General features: G+C 72.0%; 25 protein-coding genes. 10 read left to right on the plus strand and 15 right to left on the minus strand.

The window, feature by feature from the left end:
* Positions 1-152: 152 nt before the first annotated feature.
* The 5 genes from BT341_RS27020 to BT341_RS27040 form a co-directional block, all read right to left on the minus strand.
* Positions 153-620 (minus strand): hypothetical protein, encoded by a 468-nt coding sequence (locus BT341_RS27020; RefSeq protein ID WP_072478949.1) that lies wholly within the window; start codon positions 618-620, stop codon positions 153-155.
* Positions 560-1,213 (minus strand): hypothetical protein, encoded by a 654-nt coding sequence (locus BT341_RS27025; protein WP_143168652.1) that lies wholly within the window; start codon positions 1,211-1,213, stop codon positions 560-562. Before BT341_RS27025 ends, BT341_RS27020 begins: the two co-directional genes overlap by 61 nt.
* Before the next feature lie 131 nt (positions 1,214-1,344).
* Positions 1,345-2,196, minus strand: a complete 852-nt coding sequence (locus tag BT341_RS27030; protein WP_072478951.1) for a TIGR03560 family F420-dependent LLM class oxidoreductase — start codon at positions 2,194-2,196, stop codon at positions 1,345-1,347.
* On the minus strand, positions 2,196-2,564 hold the full coding sequence (locus tag BT341_RS27035) for a VOC family protein (RefSeq protein WP_072478952.1): 369 nt from the start codon (positions 2,562-2,564) through the stop codon (positions 2,196-2,198). Before BT341_RS27035 ends, BT341_RS27030 begins: the two co-directional genes overlap by 1 nt.
* Positions 2,564-2,971: a nuclear transport factor 2 family protein gene (locus tag BT341_RS27040; protein WP_143168653.1), complete on the minus strand. Its 408-nt coding sequence runs from the start codon at positions 2,969-2,971 to the stop codon at positions 2,564-2,566. The genes BT341_RS27035 and BT341_RS27040 overlap by 1 nt, the downstream gene beginning before the upstream one ends.
* 94 nt (positions 2,972-3,065) lie before the next feature.
* Here BT341_RS27040 and BT341_RS27045 point away from each other — a divergent pair, with 94 nt between their 5' ends.
* From BT341_RS27045 to BT341_RS27055, 3 genes are all read left to right on the plus strand, one after another.
* Entirely contained in the window at positions 3,066-3,497 is a 432-nt protein-coding gene (locus BT341_RS27045) for a MarR family winged helix-turn-helix transcriptional regulator (RefSeq protein WP_072478953.1), read from the plus strand.
* Between the two features lie 144 nt (positions 3,498-3,641).
* The gene (locus BT341_RS27050) at positions 3,642-4,628 is read left to right on the plus strand and encodes a malate dehydrogenase (RefSeq protein WP_072478954.1); all 987 of its coding nucleotides are present in this window, start codon (positions 3,642-3,644) and stop codon (positions 4,626-4,628) included.
* 131 nt (positions 4,629-4,759) lie between these two features.
* The gene (locus tag BT341_RS27055; RefSeq protein WP_072478955.1) at positions 4,760-5,341 is read left to right on the plus strand and encodes a ClpP family protease; all 582 of its coding nucleotides are present in this window, start codon (positions 4,760-4,762) and stop codon (positions 5,339-5,341) included.
* Between the two features lie 109 nt (positions 5,342-5,450).
* On the opposite strand, the gene BT341_RS27060 is transcribed toward BT341_RS27055, so the two are convergent.
* From BT341_RS27060 to BT341_RS27075, 4 genes are all read right to left on the minus strand, one after another.
* On the minus strand, positions 5,451-7,505 hold the full coding sequence (locus BT341_RS27060; RefSeq protein ID WP_072478956.1) for a M3 family metallopeptidase: 2,055 nt from the start codon (positions 7,503-7,505) through the stop codon (positions 5,451-5,453).
* Positions 7,506-7,599: 94 nt separating this feature from the next.
* Positions 7,600-8,307, minus strand: a complete 708-nt coding sequence (locus tag BT341_RS27065) for a histidine phosphatase family protein (RefSeq protein WP_072478957.1) — start codon at positions 8,305-8,307, stop codon at positions 7,600-7,602.
* A 24-nt stretch (positions 8,308-8,331) separates the two neighbouring features.
* Entirely contained in the window at positions 8,332-9,174 is an 843-nt protein-coding gene (locus BT341_RS27070; protein WP_072478958.1) for an undecaprenyl-diphosphate phosphatase, read from the minus strand.
* Between the two features lies 1 nt (position 9,175).
* Positions 9,176-10,213, minus strand: coding sequence for an LLM class F420-dependent oxidoreductase (locus BT341_RS27075; protein WP_072478959.1), 1,038 nt, complete (start codon positions 10,211-10,213; stop codon positions 9,176-9,178).
* 86 nt (positions 10,214-10,299) lie between these two features.
* Between BT341_RS27075 and BT341_RS27080 the strand changes: the two genes are divergently transcribed.
* The 3 genes from BT341_RS27080 (at position 10,300) to BT341_RS27090 (ending at position 12,594) form a co-directional block, all read left to right on the plus strand.
* Positions 10,300-11,268 carry an aldo/keto reductase gene (locus tag BT341_RS27080; RefSeq protein WP_072478960.1) on the plus strand — a complete coding sequence of 323 codons (969 nt, stop codon included), beginning with the start codon at positions 10,300-10,302 and terminating at the stop codon, positions 11,266-11,268.
* Positions 11,269-11,359: 91 nt separating this feature from the next.
* The gene (locus BT341_RS27085; RefSeq protein ID WP_072478961.1) at positions 11,360-12,373 is read left to right on the plus strand and encodes a YncE family protein; all 1,014 of its coding nucleotides are present in this window, start codon (positions 11,360-11,362) and stop codon (positions 12,371-12,373) included.
* Entirely contained in the window at positions 12,370-12,594 is a 225-nt protein-coding gene (locus BT341_RS27090) for a DUF5703 family protein (RefSeq protein WP_072478962.1), read from the plus strand. Before BT341_RS27085 ends, BT341_RS27090 begins: the two co-directional genes overlap by 4 nt.
* 52 nt (positions 12,595-12,646) lie before the next feature.
* On the opposite strand, the gene BT341_RS27095 is transcribed toward BT341_RS27090, so the two are convergent.
* Genes BT341_RS27095 through BT341_RS27115 form a run of 5 tightly spaced genes read right to left on the minus strand, consistent with a single transcriptional unit; the run spans position 12,647 to position 16,928 of the window.
* The gene (locus BT341_RS27095) at positions 12,647-13,393 is read right to left on the minus strand and encodes an SRPBCC family protein (protein WP_072478963.1); all 747 of its coding nucleotides are present in this window, start codon (positions 13,391-13,393) and stop codon (positions 12,647-12,649) included.
* Complete coding sequence (locus tag BT341_RS27100; protein WP_177328903.1) at positions 13,383-13,982, minus strand: ArsR/SmtB family transcription factor; 600 nt, start codon at positions 13,980-13,982, stop codon at positions 13,383-13,385. The genes BT341_RS27095 and BT341_RS27100 overlap by 11 nt, the downstream gene beginning before the upstream one ends.
* A 31-nt stretch (positions 13,983-14,013) precedes the next feature.
* Complete coding sequence (locus tag BT341_RS27105; RefSeq protein WP_072478964.1) at positions 14,014-14,907, minus strand: alpha/beta fold hydrolase; 894 nt, start codon at positions 14,905-14,907, stop codon at positions 14,014-14,016.
* Positions 14,907-16,229, minus strand: coding sequence for a M20/M25/M40 family metallo-hydrolase (locus tag BT341_RS27110; protein WP_072478965.1), 1,323 nt, complete (start codon positions 16,227-16,229; stop codon positions 14,907-14,909). Before BT341_RS27110 ends, BT341_RS27105 begins: the two co-directional genes overlap by 1 nt.
* A 45-nt stretch (positions 16,230-16,274) precedes the next feature.
* Positions 16,275-16,928, minus strand: a complete 654-nt coding sequence (locus BT341_RS27115) for a GntR family transcriptional regulator (protein ID WP_072478966.1) — start codon at positions 16,926-16,928, stop codon at positions 16,275-16,277.
* A 112-nt stretch (positions 16,929-17,040) separates the two neighbouring features.
* Between BT341_RS27115 and BT341_RS27120 the strand changes: the two genes are divergently transcribed.
* Genes BT341_RS27120 through BT341_RS27130 form a run of 3 tightly spaced genes read left to right on the plus strand, consistent with a single transcriptional unit; the run spans position 17,041 to position 19,906 of the window.
* Entirely contained in the window at positions 17,041-17,796 is a 756-nt protein-coding gene (locus BT341_RS27120) for an HpcH/HpaI aldolase family protein (protein ID WP_072478967.1), read from the plus strand.
* A complete protein-coding gene (locus tag BT341_RS27125) occupies positions 17,793-19,115 on the plus strand; it encodes an MFS transporter (RefSeq protein WP_072478968.1) in 1,323 nt (440 codons plus the stop codon). The genes BT341_RS27120 and BT341_RS27125 overlap by 4 nt, the downstream gene beginning before the upstream one ends.
* Entirely contained in the window at positions 19,112-19,906 is a 795-nt protein-coding gene (locus BT341_RS27130; protein WP_072478969.1) for a carbon-nitrogen hydrolase family protein, read from the plus strand. Before BT341_RS27125 ends, BT341_RS27130 begins: the two co-directional genes overlap by 4 nt.
* Here BT341_RS27130 and BT341_RS47680 read toward each other — a convergent pair.
* Complete coding sequence (locus BT341_RS47680) at positions 19,887-20,348, minus strand: hypothetical protein (protein WP_072478970.1); 462 nt, start codon at positions 20,346-20,348, stop codon at positions 19,887-19,889. The genes BT341_RS27130 and BT341_RS47680 overlap by 20 nt on opposite strands.
* Before the next feature lie 98 nt (positions 20,349-20,446).
* Here BT341_RS47680 and BT341_RS27140 point away from each other — a divergent pair, with 98 nt between their 5' ends.
* Positions 20,447-21,622 (plus strand): CaiB/BaiF CoA transferase family protein, encoded by a 1,176-nt coding sequence (locus BT341_RS27140; protein WP_072478971.1) that lies wholly within the window; start codon positions 20,447-20,449, stop codon positions 21,620-21,622.

Consider the following 21,622-nt stretch of genomic DNA (forward strand, 5'->3'; position numbering starts at 1 on the left):
GCGGCATTGCCCATCATCCGACAATTTCGCACTCCCCATTCCCGCCAGGTGCGGACGTATTCATGAGGAAAACGATTTCGCACCCCCGGTCCACCCGGTCGCCGCCGCGATCACCCCCGCGACGTCCGGGCTTGATCGTTTCACCGCGGAGATCAGGAACAGCGCCAGGTGTACGGGTGGGAGTGGCGCGTCGCCGCGTCGTACCGGTACCCGCCCGCGGTCCCGTCATCGCCGAGCACCACCGGCAGATCCGCCGCCACGTCACCGAACCTGCCGGCGAAGACACCCTGGTTCCACACGCCGTACCTGGTCCCGGCCGCGTCGTTGCCGCCGCTCGCCTCGTCGATCCGGCCGACGATCAGGCCGGCGGCGTTGATCGTGAAGCCCGGGTTCCCGTTGGACAGGTTGTAGCTGGAGCTCGGCAGCACGTGCGCCGCGTGCTGCTGGTCCCAGTACACCCCGACCTTCTTGCCGCCGAACACGCCGTAGCCGACCACCCGCCCGTTCTTGACGGCCTCCGGCCACGCGTACTGCAGCCCCGGCAGGCCACCGAGGTGCGTCAGCGTCCCGTCCCGCCACAGATCCCCGCCCGAGAGCACGATCGTCCCGTCGGTGTCCACCGCGACCGGCCCGCCCCCGAGGACGGCGCCCCGGTCAGCAGCGTCACCGAACCCGGCTGGGCCGCGGGCCAGCGGACCGCGGTCAGCCCCGACCCGTCCTGCTTGCGCACCACCCCGATCACGTCACCCGACCCGGTGATGCCGGCCGCGGCCGACCGCGTGTACCCGGCCGGCAACTGGCCCGGCGCCGGGAACGGCAGCGCCACCAGCTTCCCGCCCGAGCTCTTGAACGCCCGCTCGAACACGAACCCCGAACCGAACAACGTCGTGTACGCCGTCCCGGCGACCGCCCCCGAACGGTTCTCCGCCGTCACCCGCGCCCCGCCGGTCCCGGCCGTGCCCAGATCGGCGTACGTCCCACCGGTCCACGACGCCGCCCGGGTGGTGTCGCCGAACTGGTCGCTCGGCAGCGCCCAGCCGGCGAACCCGCCGTTGTCGTCGGTGGCCGTCACGGCCGCGCTCACCGACGTGCCCGCGCCCAGCGCGGTGGGCTTCCAGGTGCAGGCGGCGGCCGACGTCGCGGCGGCCGCGGCCTGACCCGAACCCAGCAACCCCGCCGCCACCAGTGCACAACCCAGCGATCTGAACTTCATCGTCTCCCCTTCGTCCGCGGCGGCAGGCAGCCGCCCCCGCCCGAACGTAACGACGCGGCGACACCGGATCCGGATTCGCCCGCCGTGACTAGGGAAACCACCCGAGATCCCCAGCGTCCACAATGGACGAATCAGGCCACCAGCGCGGCGGCCCGCCCCAGCGTCTCCACCCCCGCCACCGACCACGGCCCGGCCGTGATCACGACCGCGTGCCCGATGCCCCACGCGGCGAACTCCGCACACCGCCTGGCGAACGACTCCGCCGGCTCCCCGGGCGCCAGCCGCGTGCTGATCGTCTTCTCGATCGCCTCGTACGGCCGCCCGGCCTCGGCGCAGTGCCGCGCCAGGACAGCCAGCTTGTGCCGCACCGTCTTCCCACCGTCCGGGACGTCGAACACATTGCACGCATCGGCGTACCGCGCGACCAGCCGCAGCGTCTTCCGCTCGCCCGCCCCGCCGATCAGCACCCGCGGCCGCCGCACCGGCAGCGGGTTCCCGATCGGCCGGTCCAGCCGGTAGTGCGCACCCTCGAACGGCGAGTCGTCCCCCGCCCACATCCGCAGCGCCAGCCGCACGGTCTCGTCGAGCCGCTCGAACCGCTCGCCCACCGGCGGGAACGGCAGGCCCATCGCCCGCGCCTCCCCGTCGTGGTGCCCGGTGCCGATCCCGAACCACGCCCGCCCACCGGAGAGGACGTCGAGCGTCGTGACGGCCTTGACCAGCAACGCCGGCGGCCGGAACGTCACCGCCGAAACCATCGTGCCCAACCCGATCCGGCTCGTCCGCGCCGCGAGGAACCCCAGCGTCGTGTACGCCTCCAGCATGGCCGAATCCGGCGTGCTGTTCGGGTCCGCCTGCAGCAGGTGATCGGCCACCCACAGCGTGTCCAGCCCGGCGGCCTCGGCCGCCACGGCGACGTCCGCCAGGTCCCCGGCCGGCCCGCCGGCCCACGAGAAGTCCGTGACGCCGATGCTCACCCGCATCACGACCCCCTCGTGAGCAGTTCCATGTTGTGCCCGTCCGGGTCGGCGAAGTACACCCGGCGGCCGCCACCCACGACGTCGACCTCACCGGCCCGCTCGTGGAACGGATCCGCCCAGTACGCGATCCCGGCCTGCTCGATCCGCGCCATCGCGGCGTCGAAGTCGGCTTCGCCGACCAGGAACGCGTAGTGCTGGGCGGTCACCCGATCCACCCGCAGGTAGTCCAGCGTCACGCCGTTCGCCAGCTCGATCGGCACGAACGGCCCGGTCACCGGCCCGGTGCGCAGGCCGAGGATCCCGGCGAGGAACTCCGCCGACTTCTCCCGGTCCGTGGCCCACACGATCGTGTGATTCAGCTCGACACTCATCACGCGTCCCCTCCCGGCGCGGACGCGAACGGCGGCGGCCCGCCGATCGGGCTCAGGTGGATGCCGGCCAGCCGCCAGCGGCCGTCGTCGCGCACCAGGACGTGCGTGGCGCGGAACCGGCCGTCCACCGGGTTGTCCCGGTGCTTCGCGACCTGGGTGTGCACGCCGATCGCGACGGCCGTCGTCCCGAAGTCGCGGACCTCGACCTCGTCCCAGGTGAGCCGCTCGGTCACCAGGTCGCCGCTGCGGTAGCGCGCCAGCCACTGGTCGCGGTCCAGGACGAAGCCGAGCGGCCCCACCAGCCGGAAGCCCTCGGCCGCCAGTCCCGCCAGCGCTTCGGTGTCTCCCCGTTCCTCGGCCGCGGCCCAGACCCGGCCCAGCTCGCGGACCTGCTCTTCGGTGCTCATCGCGTTCCCCTTTCGTTCGATATCTCAACGTTAGATATCTAACCATTAGATGTCAAACGCTTAGACTTCTCCGCACCTGCGCTAAAGTCCACCCGTGCCAGCACCCGCCACCGCCCCCATCGGCGTCGTCCTCGCCCGCACCGCCAAAACCGCCGGCCGCGCCTTCGACCAGGCCCTCGCCGCCGCCGGCGGCTCCCAGCCCGTCTGGCAGATCCTCATCTCCCTCAAAACCACCCCCGTCGCCAACCAGCGCGAACTCGCCGACGCCGTCGGCATCCAGGGCGCCACCCTCACCCACCACCTCAACGGCATGGAAGCCGCCGGCCTCGTCACCCGCCGCCGCGACCCCGCCAACCGCCGCGTCCACCTCGTCGAACTCACCGACGACGGCGAACAGCTCTTCCACCGCCTCGCCTCGGCCGCCATCGCCCACGACCAGCGACTCCGCCACGGCTTCACCGAAGCCGAGATCGCCCACCTCGCCGACCTCCTCCACCGCCTCGCCGCCAACGTCACCGACAGCTGAACGGCGAGCTGGACAACCGGGGCTTCACCACCCGGACCCCCAGAGCGATCCTCGCAACAGTGACTGGACGCACCCGACCGGCGACGCCAGGGAGAGATAGGCTCCACTGCACTAGCCAAAGTCGTCTCAAGCTGGAGAACCGCAATGAGCCAAGCCCCTGTCAACGTGACCGTCACCGGCGCCGCCGGCCAGATCGGCTACGCGCTGCTCTTCCGCATCGCGTCCGGTCAGCTGCTCGGCCAGGACGTCCCGGTGAAGCTGCGGCTCCTCGAGATCCCGCAGGCGGTCAAGGCGGCCGAGGGCACCGCCATGGAGCTCGAAGACGGCGCGTTCCCCCTCCTGGCAGGCACCGACATCTTCGACGACCCCAAGCAGGCCTTCGAAGGCACCAACATCGCCCTCCTCGTCGGCGCCCGCCCCCGCAGCAAGGGCATGGAACGCGGCGACCTCCTCGAGGCCAACGGCGGCATCTTCAAGCCACAGGGCGAAGCCATCAACGCCGGCGCCGCCGACGACGTCAAGGTCCTCGTCGTCGGCAACCCGGCCAACACCAACGCCCTCATCGCCCGCTCGCACGCCCCCGACGTGCCGGCCGACCGCTTCACCGCGATGACCCGCCTCGACCACAACCGCGCCCTCGCCCAGCTCGCGAAGAAGCTCGGCGTCCCGGTCACGGAGCTCAAGAAGGTCGCCATCTGGGGCAACCACTCCGCCACCCAGTACCCCTCGGTCCAGCACGCCGAATTCGGCGGCAAGAAGATCGCCGACGCCGTCGACCAGGCCTGGCTCGAGAACGACTTCATCCCGACCGTCGCCAAGCGCGGCGCGGCCATCATCGAAGCCCGCGGCCTTTCCTCCGCCGCCTCCGCCGCCTCCGCCGCCATCGACCACGTGTACACCTGGGTCAACGGCACCCCGGCCGGCGACTGGACCTCCGCCGCGGTCGTCTCCGACGGCTCCTACGGCGTCCCCGAGGGCCTCATCTCGTCCTTCCCCGTCACCGCCAAGGACGGCAAGTACGAGATCGTCCAGGGCCTCGAGATCGACGACTTCTCCCGCGCCCGCATCGACGCCTCCGTCGCCGAGCTCGTCGAGGAACGCGACACCGTGCAGAAGCTCGGCCTCATCTGAGCCCGCTCACGCGCTGAGGGCCGCCGTCCACCGTGGACGGCGGCCCTCGTCATGATCGCCGAAAGCGAACTCCGCACGCTCACAGCGAAACCACCGCCGGCCACGGCGGTTCCGGCCCTACCGTCAAGGCCATGACGCTTCTCGCCGTACCCGACATGCAGGTGGCCACCCAGTCCCCCGACGACTCGGTCTACCAGCAGCTCCTGCGCGACCGCATCGTCTTCCTCGGCTCCGAGGTCAACGACGAAGTGGCCAACCGGCTCATCGCCCAGCTGCTCCTGCTGGCCGCCGACGACCCGGCCAAGGACATCACCTTCTACATCAACTCACCCGGCGGCTCGGTCACCGCGGGCATGGCCATCTACGACACGATGCAGCTCGTCAAGCCGGACGTCGCCACCTACGGCCTCGGCTTCGTGGCCTCCATGGGCCAGTTCCTGCTCTCCTCGGGCGCACCCGGGAAGCGCTACCTGCTGCCGAACACTCGGATCGTCATGCACCAGCCCTCAGCGGGCATCAGCGGCGCCGCCACCGACATCGCCATCCAGGCCGAGGTGTTCGGCAAGATGAAGCGCCGCATCGCGGAGATCACCGCCCGGCAGACCGGCCAGACGGTCGAGCGGATCACCGCCGACGCCGACCGCGACCGCTGGTTCGACGCCGACGAAGCCCTCGCCTACGGCTTCGTCGACCACATCGTCGCGGGCGCGTAGACCGCAATGGCCTGACTCTCCGCCTCGTTGCGGTTTTTGGCGCGGAGCCACCGCGGGCCGATTTTGAAAAAAATCGGCCCGCGGTATAGGTCGTTATACACTCAGGGAGTCAGACTCCGTTGAGGCCGCGGCGATTCAGCAGGGGTTCGATCTCGGGGTCGCGGCCGCGGAACGCGCGGAAGGCGTCCATGGGGTCGATGCTGCCGCCCCGGCCGAGGAGGGTGCGGCGGAAGTGGTCGCCGTTCTCGCGGGTCAGTCCCCCGTTTTCGCGGAACCACTGGACGGTGTCGGCGTCGAGGACCTCGCTCCAGATGTAGGAGTAGTACCCGGCGCTGTAGCCGCCGCTGAAGATGTGCGCGAAGTAGGTGGTGCGGTAGCGCGGCGGGATGGCGTCGAGGGCCACCCCGGCCTTGACGAGCGCGTCCGTCTCGAAGCGCTGGACGTCCTCGACGCGGTCGTCGGCGCCGAGGCGGTGCCAGGCCTGGTCGAGCAGGGACGCCGCCAGGTACTCGGTGGTGGAGAAGCCTTCGCCGTACTGCTGGGCGGCCAGGAGCTTGTCGACCTGCTCCTGCGGCAGCGCTTCACCGGTCTCGTGGTGCTTGGCGTAGTTGGCCAGGACCTCCGGCCACAGCATCCACATCTCGTTGACCTGGGACGGGTACTCGACGAAATCGCGGGGCACGTTGGTGCCGGAGAACGTCGGGTAGCGGACGGCCGAGAGCAGGGCGTGCAGGGCGTGGCCGAACTCGTGGAACGCGGTGACGACCTCGTCGAAGGTCAGCAGGGTCGGCTCCCCCGCCGGCGGCTTGCCCACGTTGAGGACGTTGACGACCACCGTCTTGCGGTCCAGCAGCCGGGACTGGTCGACGAAGGTGTTCATCCAGGCGCCGCCGCGCTTGTTGTCTCGGGTGTAGAGGTCGAGCAGGAACAGCCCGAGCGGGCTGCCGTCGGCGTCGAAGACCTCGAAGGTGCGCACGTCGGGGTGGTAGGTCGGCAGGTCGGGCCGCTCGGTGAAGGTGAGGCCGTAGAGCTTGGTGGCGGCGAAGAAGACGCCGTCGGCGTACACGCGCCCGGCTTCGAAGTACGGCCGCAGCGCCTCGGTGTCGACGTCGAAACGCTCGCGCCGGACCTGCGCCGCGTAGTACGGCCAGTCCGACGGCCGCAGCTTCGCGCCGGGCACGTCGGCCTCCAGCAGCTGCTGGAGCTCCGCGGCTTCGGCGCGGGCGTTCGCGACCGCCGCCGGCGCGAGCCGTTCGAGCAGGCCGGCCGCGGCTTCCGCGGTCTTCGCCGTCTCGTCGGCGATGACGTACGCCGCGTGGTTCGGGTAGCCCAGCAGCGCGGCCCGCTCGGCCCGCAGCCGCACGATGTCCGCGACGACCGCGTTGTTGTCGAACTCGTTGCCGCGGTTGCCCCGCGCCATCGACGCGGCGTGGATGCGCTCGCGGACGTCGCGGTCGCGCAGCGTCTCCAGCGGTGACGCCTGGCTCGTCGGCAGTGTCAAGGTCAGCACGTACTTGCCGGACTCGCCACGGGCGGACGCGGCTTCGGCGGCGGTGGCGATCGCGCCCTCGCCGAAGCCGGCCAGCTCCGCGCGGTCGGCGATGACCACGGCCAGGTCGTTGGTGTCCTTGAGCAGGTTCTGCTGGAACTTGGTCTGCAGCGTCGACAGCTGCTCGTTCAGCTCGCGCAGGCGGGCCTGCTCGCGCTCGCCGAGGCCGGCCCCGGCGCGGCTGAAGTCGGTGTGCCGCCGTTCCAGCAGCCGCAGCGACTCCTCGTCGAGGCCCAGCTCGTGGCGCCGCGCGTGCAGGGCGTCGATCCGGGCGAACAGCTTCGGGTTCAGGTGGATCGCATCGTGGTGGGCGGCCAGCTTCGGCGCGAACTCCGCCTGGATGGCCTGGATCTCGTCGGTGCTGTTGGAGCCCGAGAGGTTGTAGAAGACGCTCGCGACGCGGCCGAGCAGCTCGCCGGCGCGTTCGAGGGCCACGATGGTGTTCTCGAACGTCGGCTCGGCGTCCTGCGCCGCGATCTGCTCGATCTCCGCGGCGTGCTCGGCCAGGCCGGCCTCGAACGCGGGCCGGTAGTGCTCGTCGGCGATCCGGTCGAAGGGCGGCAGGGCGTAGGGCAGCTCGCTGGGTGCGGCGAACGGGTTGTCCGGCGAAATCATCGGCGCAGGCTCCTGGTCGGGGTGACACTCTCGGTCCCGCCACCCTACGGGGTCCGCCGCCATCGATGTCAGCGCTTTCCGGAGGTGGCCCAGATCACCGTCCGGTGGTACCGCCGACGACGGCGTCACTGGTCCCGGCCGTCTTCCGGCCGCGCTTCGGCTTCGGCTCGGGCGGCACGATGCCCCGCAGGTCGCCGCCGTGGTCGTTGACCCGCAGCACGAACGGCCGCGTCTCGGTGTAGCGCACGACCGAGATGGACGCCGGATCGACGACGATCCGCTGGAAGGCGTCGAGGTGCTGGCCGAGCGCGTCGGCCAGGATGGACTTGATCACGTCGCCGTGGCTGCACAGCAGCCAGACGGCGTGGTCGCCGTGCTCGGCGGCGATCCGCCGGTCGTGGGCGCGGACGGCGGCCACCGACCGCGCCTGCATCTGCGCGAGCCCTTCGCCGCCGGGGAACACCGCGGCCGACGCGTGTGCCTGCACCACCCGCCAGAGCGGCTCCTTGGCCAGGTGCTTGAGCTCCCTGCCGGTCCAGTCCCCGTAGTCCACTTCGGACAACCCGGGCTCGACCACCTTGTCGAGCCCGCGCGCGGCGGCCAGCGGCCCGACCGTCTGCTTGCACCGCAGCATCGGCGACACGACGAGCCCGGCCAGCGGCACGCCGTCGAGGCGGCCCACCAGGTTCTCCGCCTGGGCGCGGCCGGTGTCGTCGAGGTGGACCTTCGGGGAGCGCCCGGCGAGGACGCCGGAGCCGTTGGCCGTCGACTTGCCGTGCCGCAGCAGAATGACCGTACTCACGGGCCCCAGCCTACGTGCCCGCGATCAGTGGCCGACCGGCCCCGCGTTCGGGTCGAGCACCCCGGTGAAGATCAGCACGAACAGCAGCACGCCGAGGACCAGCCGGTACACCACGAACGGCACGAAGCTGCGATTCTTGATGTAGGCCATCAGCCACGCGATCACCGCGTACCCGACGCCGAAGGCGACCAGCGTGGCCAGGATCGTCGGGCCCCACTGGGCAGGCACGCCGCCCGAACCGATGTCCTTGAGCTTGTAGACGCCCGAGCCGAACACCGCCGGCAGCGCCAGCAGGAACGAGTACTCCGCGGCCTCGGCGCGGGTGTAGCCCAGCAGCAGGCCCGCGCTGGTCGTGCCGCCCGAACGGGACACCCCGGGAATGAGCGCCAGCGCCTGCGCGAAGCCGAAACCCAGCCCGTGCGGCACGGTCAGGTCGTCGAGCGTGCGCTCCTGCTTCCCGATCCGGTCGGCGAGCAGCAGGATCAGGCCGAACACGATGAGCACGGTCGCGGTGATCCGCAGGTCGCGGAACGCACTGTCGATCTGGTCCTGCAGGAGCAGGCCCAGCACCACGATCGGCAGCGAGCCGACGATGATCAGCCAGCCCAGCCGGGCGTCCGGGTCGCGGCGCCACTCCCCCTTGTACAGCGAGAAGAACCAGGCCCGCAGGATCTTGCCGATCTTCGGGCCGAAGTAGATGATCACCGCCAGCTCGGTGCCGATCTGCGTGACGGCGGTGAACGCCGCGCCCGGGTCGTCCCAGCCGGCGAGCGCGGCGACGATCCGCAGGTGCGCGCTCGAGGAGATCGGCAGGAACTCCGTCAGGCCCTGGACCAGGCCCAGGACGAGTGCTTCGAACCAGCCCACGTCAGGCCACCCCCGCCAGCTCGAGAGCTTCGACGGCGGTGCGCAGCGCGCCCGCCGGGTCCGGGGTGTACGGCGACACCGACAGGGTCGTCACGCCGGCCTCGGCGAATTCCGTCATCTTCTCCGCGATCCGTTCCTTCGGGCCCAGCAGCGACGTCGCGTCGAGGAACTCCAGCGGCACCGCCGCCATCGCCCCCGCTCGGTCGCCGGCCAGGTATTTCTCCTGCACTTCGGCGGCTTCGGCCGCGAAGCCCATCCGGCAGGCCAGCCGGTTGTAGAAGTTCTTCTCCCGGCTGCCCATGCCGCCGAGGTAGAGCGCGGCGTAGGCGCGGACGGCGTCCGCGCACGCGGTCCAGTCGTCGCCGGGCACCAGCGGCACGGTCGGGACGACGTCGAAGCCGTCCAGGGTCCGGCCGGCCCGCTCGGCGCCGGCCCGGAGGTGAGCCAGCTGCTCCCCCGCGTGCGCCGGCGAGAAGAACACCGGCAGCCAGCCGTCGGCGATCTCGCCGGTCAGCTCCAGGTTCTTCGGGCCGATCGCCGCCAGGTAGAGCGGTATGTGCCTGCGGGCGGCCCGGACGGTCAGCCGCAGCGCCTTGCCGGGCCCGTCCGGCAGCGGCAGCGTGAAGTGCTCGCCCTCGTGCGCCAGCCGTTCCCGCCGCAGCGCCTTCCGCACGATCCCGGCGTACTCGCGGGTGCGGCCCAGCGGCGACGTGAAGCGGACGCCGTGCCAGCCCTCGGACACCTGCGGCCCGGAGACCCCGAGGCCGAGCCGGAACCGGCCGCCCGAAAGCGTGTCCAGTGTCGCGGCGGTCATCGCGGTCATCGCCGGCGTCCGGGCCGGGATCTGCAGCACGGCGGCCCCGACGTCGATCCGCGCCGTCTGCGCCGCGATCCACGTGAGCACGGTGACGGCGTCCGAGCCGTAGGCCTCCGCCGCCCACACGACGGCGTAGCCCAGCTCGTCCGCCTGTTTGGCCAGGGCCAGGTTCGCCGGGTCGTTCCCCGCGTCCCAGTAGCCGAGGTTGAGTCCGATTCGCACGGTGCCAGACCCTAACGGGGGCCTTGATCGCGACACGACTCACCTTGGTCTCGTCCGGACGGGGGTGCCCACTAGGCTCGGCGGTCGTGGAAAAGCGACTGCTCGGCCGCTCGGGACTGCGCGTCTCGCGGATGGCGCTCGGCACCATGACCTGGGGTGGCGACACCGACGCGGAAGAAGCGGCCAGCCAGCTGGTCGCCTTCGTCGACGCCGGCGGCACCCTGGTGGACACCGCCGACATCTACGGCGAGGGCGAGAGCGAACGGGTGCTCGGCTCGCTGCTCGGCGACCTCGTGCCCCGCGACGACGTCGTCGTGGCGACGAAGGCGGTCGCCCGGCGCGACGACGGCCCGTTCGGCGGCGGCGCTTCGCGCGGCGCGCTGCTCACCGCGCTCGACGGCTCGCTGAAGCGGCTCGGCACCGACCACATCGACCTCTGGCAGCTGCACGCGTGGGACAGCTGCGTACCGATCGAGGAGACGCTCGCCGCCCTCGAGTACGCGGTGACCAGCGGGAAGGTCCGCTACGTCGGCGTCTCCAACTACGCGGGCTGGCAGCTGGCGACGGCCGCCGCCCGCGCCGCCGCCGTCGCCCCCATCATCTCCACCCAGGTCGAATACTCGCTGCTGGAACGCGGCGTGGACCGTGAGGTGGTGCCGGCCGCCGAGCACCACGGCATCGGGCTGCTGCCCTGGGCCCCGCTCGGCCGCGGCGTGCTCACGGGCAAGTACCGCACCGGCACGCCCGCCGACTCGCGCGGCGCGAACAGCGCGTACGCCGGCTACGTCGAGCACCACCGCACCGACCGCGCCGCCCGGATCGTGCAGGCGGTCGCGACCGCCGCCGACGGGCTCGGCACGTCGCCGCTGGCGGTGGCGCTGGCCTGGGTCCGCGACCGGCCCGGCGTCGTCGCCCCGGTCGTGGGCGCGCGGGACACCGGCCAGCTCACCGGCTCGCTGGCCGCCGAGGACATCACCCTCCCGCCCGCCATCCGCTCGGCGCTCGACGACGTCAGCGCCATCGAGGCCGGCTACCCGGAACGCTGGCCGCGGTAGGTGTCTGTTGGGTGACACGCACGTGACGGCGAGGGGTTCGAGGAGCATGCTGGTGAAGACCAACCACCGAGGGACAACCGGAGGCACAAGCGTGCGTCGGCTCACCGCCGTGTCGTGGATCGCGCTGCCGCTCGCCGGTGCACTGGCGCTCTCGGGCTGTTCTTCGGCGAAGTCGACCGGCGACGAGCTGCAGATCGTGGCCAACCCCGTCGCAGCGGGCCCCGCGGTCTCGCCCGCGGTGTCGGTCAAGCCCGCCGGGCAGGTCCTCCCCACCGGGTCCGTGTCCGCCCTCGCCGTCGACCCGGCGACGGCCACCCTCGTTGTCGCCGTCTCCGAGCCCCCTTCCCTGCAGCTGTACGACCTGAACGCGCTCGCGTCACCCGCGGTGAATATGCCGTTATACGGCAAGGCGAGCCGGCTGACGGTGTCGCCGGGGCGGGTCGAGGTGGCGGAGCCGCAGCCGGGGGTCGTGCAGCAGCTGACGTTGCCGGACCGGAAGCTGACCGAGACGAAGGTGGGCGGGAGCCCGGTGTCGAGCCTGGTCTACGGCGACGGCCGGCTGGTGGCGATGGGGGCGGCGAAGGACATCCGGGTGCTGCCGGCGAGCGGTCCGGCCCGGACGATCGGCGGGCAGCTCTACAGCGCCGACGACGTCGTCGACACCGGGAAGGGTGTCGTGGTGCTGGACCGGCTGCGGACGGCGGTGTTCTCGGTCGACGTCGCCGCGGGGAAGGTCGGCGAGGGCCTGCGCGCGGGTGACGGTGCGGCGAACGCCGTCGCGGACTCCTACGGGCGGGTGCTGGTGACGGACGCGCGGGCCGGGGCCCTGCTGGCGTTCTCCGCCGATCCGCTGATCCTGCGGCAGCGTTATCCCGTGCCCGGCGGCGCGTACGGGATCGCCTACGACGCGCGGCGGAGCCTGGCGTGGGTGACGCTGACCGGGCGCAACGAAGTGGTCGGGTTCGACGTCCGCGGCGGCGAGCCCGTCGAGAAGTACCGGTTCCCCACCGTGCGCCAGCCGGACTCGGTCGGGGTGGACGAGAAGAGCGGCCGGGTGCTCGTCGGCTCGGCCGCGGGAGAAGGGACCCAGGTGATCCAGCCATGACGACGGTCAGCGAGGCGGTGGTCGAAGGGGATTGGGAGTATCGCCGCCTGCACCTCCCCCCGGGCGTGTCCCGGCGTGCGGCGGCGATCCAGCTCTCCATCCACGCGGAGTTCGCGGGCTGGGAACTGCGCACGGTGCGCCTGTACGCCGACGGCACCCGCCGGGTCTGGCTGCGCCGCAAGAAGACGGCCGAGAGCCTGCCGGGCGCGCTGCCGACCTAGGCACCCGAGTCACTGCGGTGGTGAGTGGGGAACAGTGTTCTGCCCCTGTTGCTCAGCCCAGCACCCGGTTCAGCCAGTCACCCCAGGTCTTCTCCGCCACCTCGGCGTCCACGTCCGGGGTGAACAGATGGTGGGCCGCCACCATCGGGCCGCGGAAGCCCCGCAGGAAGCGGAGCATCGCGTCGGCCGTGCGGATTCCCGTCGTCTGGTCGTTCGCCGCGTAGACCACGCCTTCCCGCGGGGCCCGGCCGTCCAGCAGGATCCGGACCCGGTCGCCCACCGCGGGCCGCGCGGGCAGGCCCAGTGCCTCGCCGAGCCGGGCCCAGGCGGCGTCCCAGTCCCCGATCGGCGGTCCGAACGCCGTCACCGGGACCGCCGTGCGGCCGCCGAAGTGCGTGACGTACTCGACCAGTGTGCGGAAGAACAGCGCGCCACCCGCGGTCATCGCCTCGAACTCGTCCTCCCAGTCTTCGCCGGGCAGGAAGCCGCTAGTGACGCAGCGGACCACCGAGCTGCCGCCGTCGCGGGCCTCGACGAGGAACTCGTAGGCGATCGTCCGCCCGTCCGGGGCGGGTTCGGTGCCGTAGGCGAGTTTTTCGAGCGGGTCCCACTCCCGGATCCGGAACTCGGGCCGGTACCCGCCGAACGCGCCGCGGATGACGCCGCCGGTGCCGCCTTCGACCTCGTTGCGGCCCATGAACCACGAGTCGATGCCGGGCCGGGTCGCGATGGCCGCCCAGATCTCTTCCGGCGTCGCGTCGACCTCGGCCGACTCGGTCAGCTCGAACTCACGCCCCACCGGCGGCCTCCTCCGGGACGCTCGGGTGGACGGCGACGACCACCCGGTGCGGACGGCCCTTTTCGGCCGTTTCGTCGTGGTACTTCCCGACCAGCGCGGTGATCGCGGCCGTCAGCTCTTCGGCGAACGCGGCGCGGTCGGCCGCCGAGGCGAACCGGACCTCCCCGTCGAGCGCGAAGGTCGCGACGCGCTGTTTCGCCTTCGCCGCGCCGGTGATGAGCAGGCCGACGTCCCGGACGAGCCGTCCGGCGACGGCGAGCAGCCACCGGGCGGAGAGCCGGTCGGGTGACTGGGCGGGGTCCGGCTGGACCGCGCCCAGCGCGGCCGGCGAGATGACGTACGACGACGCCGTCGCCCGCATCATCCGCTCGGTGACGTTGCCTTTGCGCCGCTCCTCGACCAGCTCGACCAGCCCGTGCTTCTCCAGTGCCCGCAAGTGGTAGTTGACCTTCTGGCGCGGCAGGTCCACGCGGGCGGCCAGCATGGTGGCCGACGCCGGTTCCGCCAGCTCGGCCAGCAGCCGGGCCCGGACCGGGTCCAGCGACACCTCGGCCGCCGCCGGGTCTTCGATCACCGCCACGGAGAACATGCGGCCAGCCTCCAGCCGAACACAGAAGTTGTCAAGAACTTCGGTTTTGTCGGTAGCTCGCGTTGACCAGCGCCACCACGCGTGGCAGCACCTGCGCCGCCGCCTCCAGCGGGACGACGTGCCCGACGCCGGGCAGCACCACCGTCGTCCCGCCGTCGAGCCCGCGGACCCACTGCTCGACGTCCGATGCGCGGACGATCCGGTCCCGCTCCCCCACGATCGCCGTCACCGGCAGGCCGCTGACCTGGGCCAAGGCGGCGTCGCGCGCGTAGGCGTCCAGCGCCGGGCGGAAGAGCGACACGGTGTGCGGCCAGTTGCCGCGGATCATCTTCACCGTCAGCTCGACCAGCTCCGGGTCCGGGTCGTCGCCGAACAGCCACCAGCGCAGGCCCGCGCTGACCGCCCGGCTCGTGTGCTCGCGCACCACGCCGAAGAGCTTCGAGCCGAGCACCGCCTCGAGGTCGCGGGCCAGCTTGCCCAGCGCGTTCGGCCAGGTCGCCGACACCTCCGTGGCGAGAGTGCCCGACGACGTCGCGAGCAGCACCAGGCCCGAAACCCGCGCGGCGAACAGCTCCGGGTGCCGCTGGGACAGCGACATGATCGCGAGGCCGCCCATGTCGTGCCCCACCAGCACCACCCGGCCTTCGGGTACTTCGCCCGCCAGCAGCTCGGCGAGGTCGTCGGCGAGCTGGGCCATGGTCGCGGTGCCGCGCCGCGCCCGCCCCGATCCGCCGTGGCCGCGCTGGTCGTAGGTCAGCACGGCCACGGGACCGTCGGCCGCGTCCGGCACCAGCGGCGCGATCCGCCCCCAGCTGCGCTGGTCGAGCGCGTAGCCGTGGACGAACACCACGGTCACCGGCGCGGCCGGGTCGCCCCTGCGGACCACCTGCAGGGACGTGCCGTCGGCGAGCGCGAACGCGGTCATCAGCTCGAGCGCAGGAACCGGTCCAGCACGCGGGTGCCGAACTTCAGCGCCTCGACCGGGACCCGCTCGTCGACACCGTGGAACAGCGCCGAGAAGTCGAGGTCGGCGGGCAGCTTGAGCGGCGCGAAACCGAAGTTGCGGATGCCGAGCTGCTGGAACGACTTCGCGTCGGTGCCGCCGGAGAGCATGTACGGCAGCGTCTTCGCGCCCGGGTCTTCGGCCAGCACCGCGGCGCTCATCGCGTCGACGAGCGCGCCGTCGAACGTCGTCTCGACCGGCGGCAGCTCCATCCACTCCTTTTCGATGTCCGGGCCGAGCAGGTCGTCGAGCTCGCGGTCGAACGCCTCCAGGCGGCCGGGCAGGATCCGGCAGTCGACGGCGGCCTCGGCGACCGACGGGATGACGTTCGACTTGTAGCCGGCGGTCAGCATGGTCGGGTTGGCGGTGTCGCGCAGGGTCGCGCCGATCATCCGCGAGATGTTGCCGAGCTTGGCGACCGAGCCCTCGAGGTCGTCCTCGGGGAAGTCCCAGCCGGTGATCTCGGTGACGCCGGCGAGGAACTCCTTCACGGAGTCGGTGAGCACCAGCGGGAAACGGTGGTTGCCGAGCTTGGCGACGGCTTCGGAGAGCTTGGTGACCGCGTTGTCGCGGTGGATCATCGAGCCGTGGCCCGCCGTGCCGCGCACGCGCAGCTTCATCCAGCGGATGCCTTTCTCCGCCGTCTCGATCAGGTAGGCGCGGACGTCGTCCTTGAGCGTGATCGAGAAGCCGCCGACCTCGCTGATCGCCTCGGTGACGCCCTCGAACAGGTCCGGCCGGTTTTCGACGAGCCACTGGGCGCCGTACTTGCCGCCGGCCTCTTCGTCGGCGAGGAAGGCGAAGACGAGGTCACGCGGCGGCACGATGTTGTTGATCTTGTAGTGGCGGGCCAGCGCGAGCGCCATCCCGCACATGTCCTTCATGTCGACCGCGCCGCGGCCCCAGACGTAGTCGTCCTGGACCGCGCCGGAGAAGGGGTGGACCGACCACTCGGACGGATCGGCGGGCACGGCGTCGAGGTGGCCGTGGATCAGCAGGCCGCCGCGGGAGCGGTCGGCGCCCTCCAGCCGGACGATCACGTTGTGCCGGTTCTTGCCGCCCGACTCGACGTAGGTGATCTCGTAGCCGGCGTCGGTCAGCTTCTCCGCGACGTACTCGGCCGCGGCCCGCTCGCCGACCAGCGTGTCGGGGTCGCCGGTGTTGGTCGTGTCGATGCGGATGAGCTCGCTGGTCAGCGTGACGGCCTCGGCCGCGGCGGCTTCGATCAGGTTCGGTTCGGTCACCGGCCATTCCTATCATTCGCCGGGGCGGTACCGCTGTCCGTGGGATCAGCCGCGGCCCAGGGCCGACACGACCTCCGACACCGGGCGCAGGTGCTGGTTCAGCACGCGCAGGGCCTCGTCGGCGTCGTGCGCGTCGAGCGCGGCCACGAGCGTGCGGTGCTCGGCGTCGATCACCGGCAGCCGTTCCGGCCGGGCCTCCAGCGCGCGCACGGCGACCCGCTGCTGGCGCGACCGCAGCGTGTCGTACAGCTCGGTCAGCACCGAGTTGCCCGCGGCGTTGACGATCGCGCGGTGGAACGCGCGGTCCAGGCCCGACACGGCGAACCAGTCACGCGCTTTCCCGGCCCGGTCCATGTCCTCGATCAGGCCGGCCATCTCGGCCGGCGCCCCCGCCCGCGCCGCGCAGACCTGGGTGATCGCATGGCCTTCGATCAGCCGACGGCTCTGGTAGACCTCCTCCAGCTCGCGCGCGGTGACCGTCCGGACCTGCGCGCCCTTGCGCGGCAGCAGGCTGATGAAGCGTTCGGCCGCCAGGCGGTGGAACGCCTCGCGGACCGGCGTCCGCGACACCCCGACCACCCCCGAGACCCACTGTTCGTCCAGGAACCGCCCGCCTTCGAGCTCGCCCGCGATGATCCCGTCGCGCAGCCACGCGTACACGCGGTCGCGCGCCGGGCCGGACGGAGCGCTGGTCGTCATGCCTCTCCCCTCGTTCGGCGGCCAGCTTAGCGTCTGGACCGAACGATATCCATCGTGTATACACGGTGCACACAACGATCGGAGCTACCGTCGTCCGCGCAGGAGGTCCCCGATGTCCCCAGTCCCCGCCGACCGGCGCTACGCCGTCTGGCTCTCCGACCCCGGCTTCGCGGCCGCCGAAATCGCCCGCGGGATCGGCTACGGCGCCGCCGTCCTCGACATCGAGCACGGCGCCTTCGACCTGGCGGACCTCGAGCGGTTCATCCCGTTCCTGCGCGCGCTCGGGCTGGAGGTGCTGGCCAAGGTCCTCGGCCCGGAACGCGGCCCGATCCAGCAGGCCCTCGACTTCGGCGCCGACGCGGTCGTCATCCCGCACGTCGAGAACGCCGCGCACGCGAAGGCCGTCACGGCGTATGCGAAGTTCCCGCCGCTGGGCGACCGCAGCTTCGCCGGCGGCCGCACCACCGGGTACCGCGGCTTCACCGACGCCTGGGTCGCCGAGCAGGACCGGCGCACCCGCTGCCTGCCGATGATCGAGGACGCGGGCGCACTGGAGGACGTCGCCGAAATCCTCGCACTGGACACAGTGGACGGTGTGTTCGTCGGCCCGTCGGACCTGTCGCTGCGTCGCGAACGCGGCGCGTACACCCGCGAGGAAGGCGATTTCGCCGACCTGAAGCGCGTCGCCGACGCCGCCCGCGCCGCCGGGAAGCCGTGGATCCTTCCCGCGTGGAGCCGGGCGGAGAAGGAGTTCGCCCTCGCCAACGGCGCCGGGCAGCTGGCGCTCACCATGCAGCACGGCGCCCTCGCCGCCGGATTCACCGCGGCCTTCGAGGAGACCACGGCGCTCGCGGAGCAGGCGCGATGACGACCGCCGAGAAGAGCAGAACCCGCACCGCGGGCCGGACCCGCTGGACGATCGCGGGCGTGCTCGGCGTCGGCTCGTTCGTCAACTACGTCGACCGCGTCAACCTGTCCATCGCCGGGCCCGAGATGATGCGCGAGTTCCACCTCAGCGCGGCCCAGCTCGGGGTCGTGGCGTCGGCGTTCCTGTGGACGTATGCGGTGCTGCAGCTGCCGATCGGCGCGATCATCGACCGGATCGGCGTCCGCTGGGTCAACCGCGCGGCCGCGCTGCTGTGGGCCGTCGCGTCGTTCCTGACCGCGTCGGCGGGCGGGCTCGGCCTGCTCATGGTGTCCCGGCTGGTGCTCGGGTTCGGCGAAGCGCCGACGATCCCGGCGGGCTGGCAGGCGATCGGCCAGTGGTTCCCGCGTGCCGAGCGCGGTCGCGCGACGGCGATCTTCGACGGCTGCGCCAAGATCTCCAACGTCCTGGGCATCCCGGTGATGGCCTTCCTGGTGACGGCGTTCGGCTGGCACTCCGCCTTCGTGTTCACCGGGATCCTCAGCCTCGGGTACCTGCTGGTGTGGTGGCTGCTCTACCTGACGCCGAAGCAGGCCCTCGCCCGCGGGCGGCTGTCGCCGGCGGAGTTCGCCTACCTGCGCGAGGGCGGCGCGGACGACGAGGACGCGCCCACGCCGAGTTCGCTGACCGGGCTCGGCAACCTCCTGCGCCGCCGCAAGACATGGGGGCTCGCCCTCGGGTACGCGTCCTACACCTACGCGTACTACGTCCTGCTGACCTGGCTGCCCGGCTACCTGGAGAAGCAGTTCGGCGTGAAGCTGCTGGCCGGCGGTCTTTACACGATGATCCCGTGGCTGGTGGCCGTGCTCGCGCAGTTCCTCGTCGGCGGGATCGTGCTGGACCGGCTGATCGCCCGCAGCGGCGACGAGACCAAGGCACGGCGGATCGTGCTCGTCGTCAGCATGCTGGTGTCGCTGTCGGTCGCCGGGGCCGCGTACGCCGGTTCCGTCGCGGTGGCGCTGGTGTTCCTCTCGATCGGCGCCGCCGGGCTCGCCGTTTCGGTGCCCGCCGGGTCGAGCATCGTGGCCGTCATCGCGCCGGAAGGCTGTTCCGGCACGCTCGGCGGGCTGGTCAACTTCGTCGCCAACCTGATCGGCATCGCCGCGCCGATCGTCACCGGCGCCGTCGTCGACGTGACGGGCTCGTTCGCCGGCGCGTTCCTGGTCACCGGCGTGGTGCTGCTCGCCGGCATCTTCTGCTACACGGTCGTGCTCGGCAGGCTCGACCGCATGCCCGCCGCTCCCCGGAAGGAAATCCCATGACGTTCGTGGCTCTGGCCCAGTTCGCGCCCGGCGCCGACAAGGCCGCCAACCTCGCGCAGATCACGAAGCTGGCGGGCGACGCGGCCGGCCGCGGCGCCCGGGTGGTGGTGCTGCCCGAGTACGCGATGTTCACGGTCCCGGCGATGGACCACCGGTTCGTCGAGTCCGCCGAGGACCTCGACGGCGAGTTCGTGACGGGACTCCGGTCGCTGGCCCGGGACCGCGGCGTCGCGATCGTCGGCGGGATGAACGAGCGCCTCGACGGCACGCGGATCTCCAACACACTGGTGGCGGCCGCCCCGGACGGCACCGTGGCGGCGCTGTACCGCAAGATCCACCTGTACGACGCGTTCGGCTTCCGCGAGTCCGACGTGGTCCGCGCGGGCGAGCTGACCGAGCCGGAGACGTTCGAAGTGGACGGCGTCCGCTTCGGCCTGCAGACGTGCTACGACCTGCGTTTTCCTGAGATGACGCGCCGCCTCGCCGACGCGGGCGCGCAGGTGGTGCTGCTGCCGGCGGAGTGGGTGCCCGGGCCGTTGAAGGAGTACCACTGGAGCACGCTGGTCCGCGCCCGCGCGATCGAGAACACGCTCTACGTGGCCGCGGCGGGCCAGGCGGCGCCGACGGGGTCGGGCACCAGCATGCTGGTCGACCCGATGGGCGTGGTGGTGACGTCGCTGGGCGAGCAGACGGGCGTGGCGGTCGGCGAGGTGTCCGCGGAACGGATCACGCAGGTCCGGGCGAAGAACCCGGCGCTGCGGTTGCGCCGGTTCACGGTGGTGCCGCGTTAGCCGGGTCCACTGTGAACCGGCGCTCGTCGGCCTGATCTTCTCCCCGATCCCGCTGATCGGGGTGATCGCCTGGCCACCGGTGATCGTCGGCCGGGTCCTGTCCTTCGTCGGGGTGAGCCAGGCGAACAAGGGCGTGGCCAGCAACAAGGGGCTCGCGATCGCCGGTGTCGTGCTCTCCGCGATCGGCCTCGTCATCTGCGTGATCTGGGCGGCCGCGTCCGGTGTCGCTCGTCGCCGACACCGCGGGCTCGCTGCCGACCGCGCCGCCGGTGGTGCCGACCAGCGTGGCCGCCGCCGCGGCCCACCCTGGCACCGGCGAGCAGGCGGCCGCGAAGCACACGGTCGGGTACAAGGTGGCCCGGACCGGCAAGGCCGCGACCATCACCTGCACCACCGACGGGATGACGAGCACCAGCCAGGAGCCGACGGCAAAGGTGTTCAAAGGAAGCCACCGCCGAGGGCGACGGCGTCGCCAGCGGCAACATCGGCACGCTCGGGAACGGCTGAGCTCGGCCGGCGGCGGGATGGCAGGATGCGGCCATGCCCTCCCTGCCTCTCGACGGCGTCACCGTCGTGTCCTGCGAACAGGCCGTCGCCGCGCCGCTGGCCACCCGGCACCTCGCCGACCTCGGGGCCCGGGTGCTCAAGATCGAGCGGCCCGGCGGCGGCGACTTCGCGCGTGCCTACGACGAAACCGTGCACGGCCAATCCAGTCACTTCGTCTGGCTGAACCGGTCCAAGGAAAGCGTCACCCTCGATCTCAAGAGCGACGCCGCGGAGCCGGTCATGGCGGCCCTGCTCGACCGGGCCGACGTGTTCGTCCAGAACTTCGCGCCCGGCGTCGCCGAACGGCTGGGGCTGGGCGCCGCGCGGATCCGTGCGGCGCGGCCGCGGCTGATCACCTGCTCGGTCTCGGGCTACGGATCGAGCGGCCCGTACCGCGACGCGAAGGCGTACGACCTGCTCATCCAGTCCGAAGCCGGGCTGGTGTCGGTGACGGGCTCGGCGTCCGAACCGGCCAAGAGCGGCATCCCGGCCGCGGACATCGGCGCCGGGATGTACGCCTTTTCCGGCATCCTGTCCGCGCTGTACGAGCGGGAACGCACCGGGCGCGGCACCGAGCTCGAGGTCAGCCTGTTCGACTCGCTCGTCGAGTGGATGGGGTTCCCGCTCTACTACGCCGGTTACGGCGGCACGCCGCCGCCGCGGACCGGCACGAGCCACCCGGCGATCGCCCCCTACGGCACCTTCACCGCCGGCGACGGCACCGAGCTGGTGCTGGCCGTGCAGAACGAACGCGAGTGGGCGGCCTTCTGCGAGCACGTCGTCCGGCGGCCGGAATGGGTCACCGACGAGCGGTTCGCCACCGGAAGCGCCCGCGTCGCCAACCGGCCGGCGCTCGAACGCGAAATCGACGCGATCGTCGCGACGCTGACCGGCGCCGAGCTGGAGGCACGGCTGAGCGCCGGCCGGATCGCGCACGCCCGCCGCCGCGAGCTGCCCGACGTCCTGGCCCACCCCCAGCTCACGGCGCGGGAGCGGTTCGCGGAGGTCGCGACGCCGGGCGGGCCGGTCCGCGCCACGCTGCCGCCGATCACCGTCCCCGGGCGCGCGCCGCGGATGGACCCGGTGCCGGCGCTCGGCGAGCACACGGACGCCGTCCTGACGGAGTTCGGCTTCGACGCGGCGGAGTTGCGGCGTCAGGGCGTCGTCTGA

The sequence above is a fragment of the Amycolatopsis australiensis genome (assembly GCF_900119165.1).
GTDB lineage: Bacteria > Actinomycetota > Actinomycetes > Mycobacteriales > Pseudonocardiaceae > Amycolatopsis > Amycolatopsis australiensis.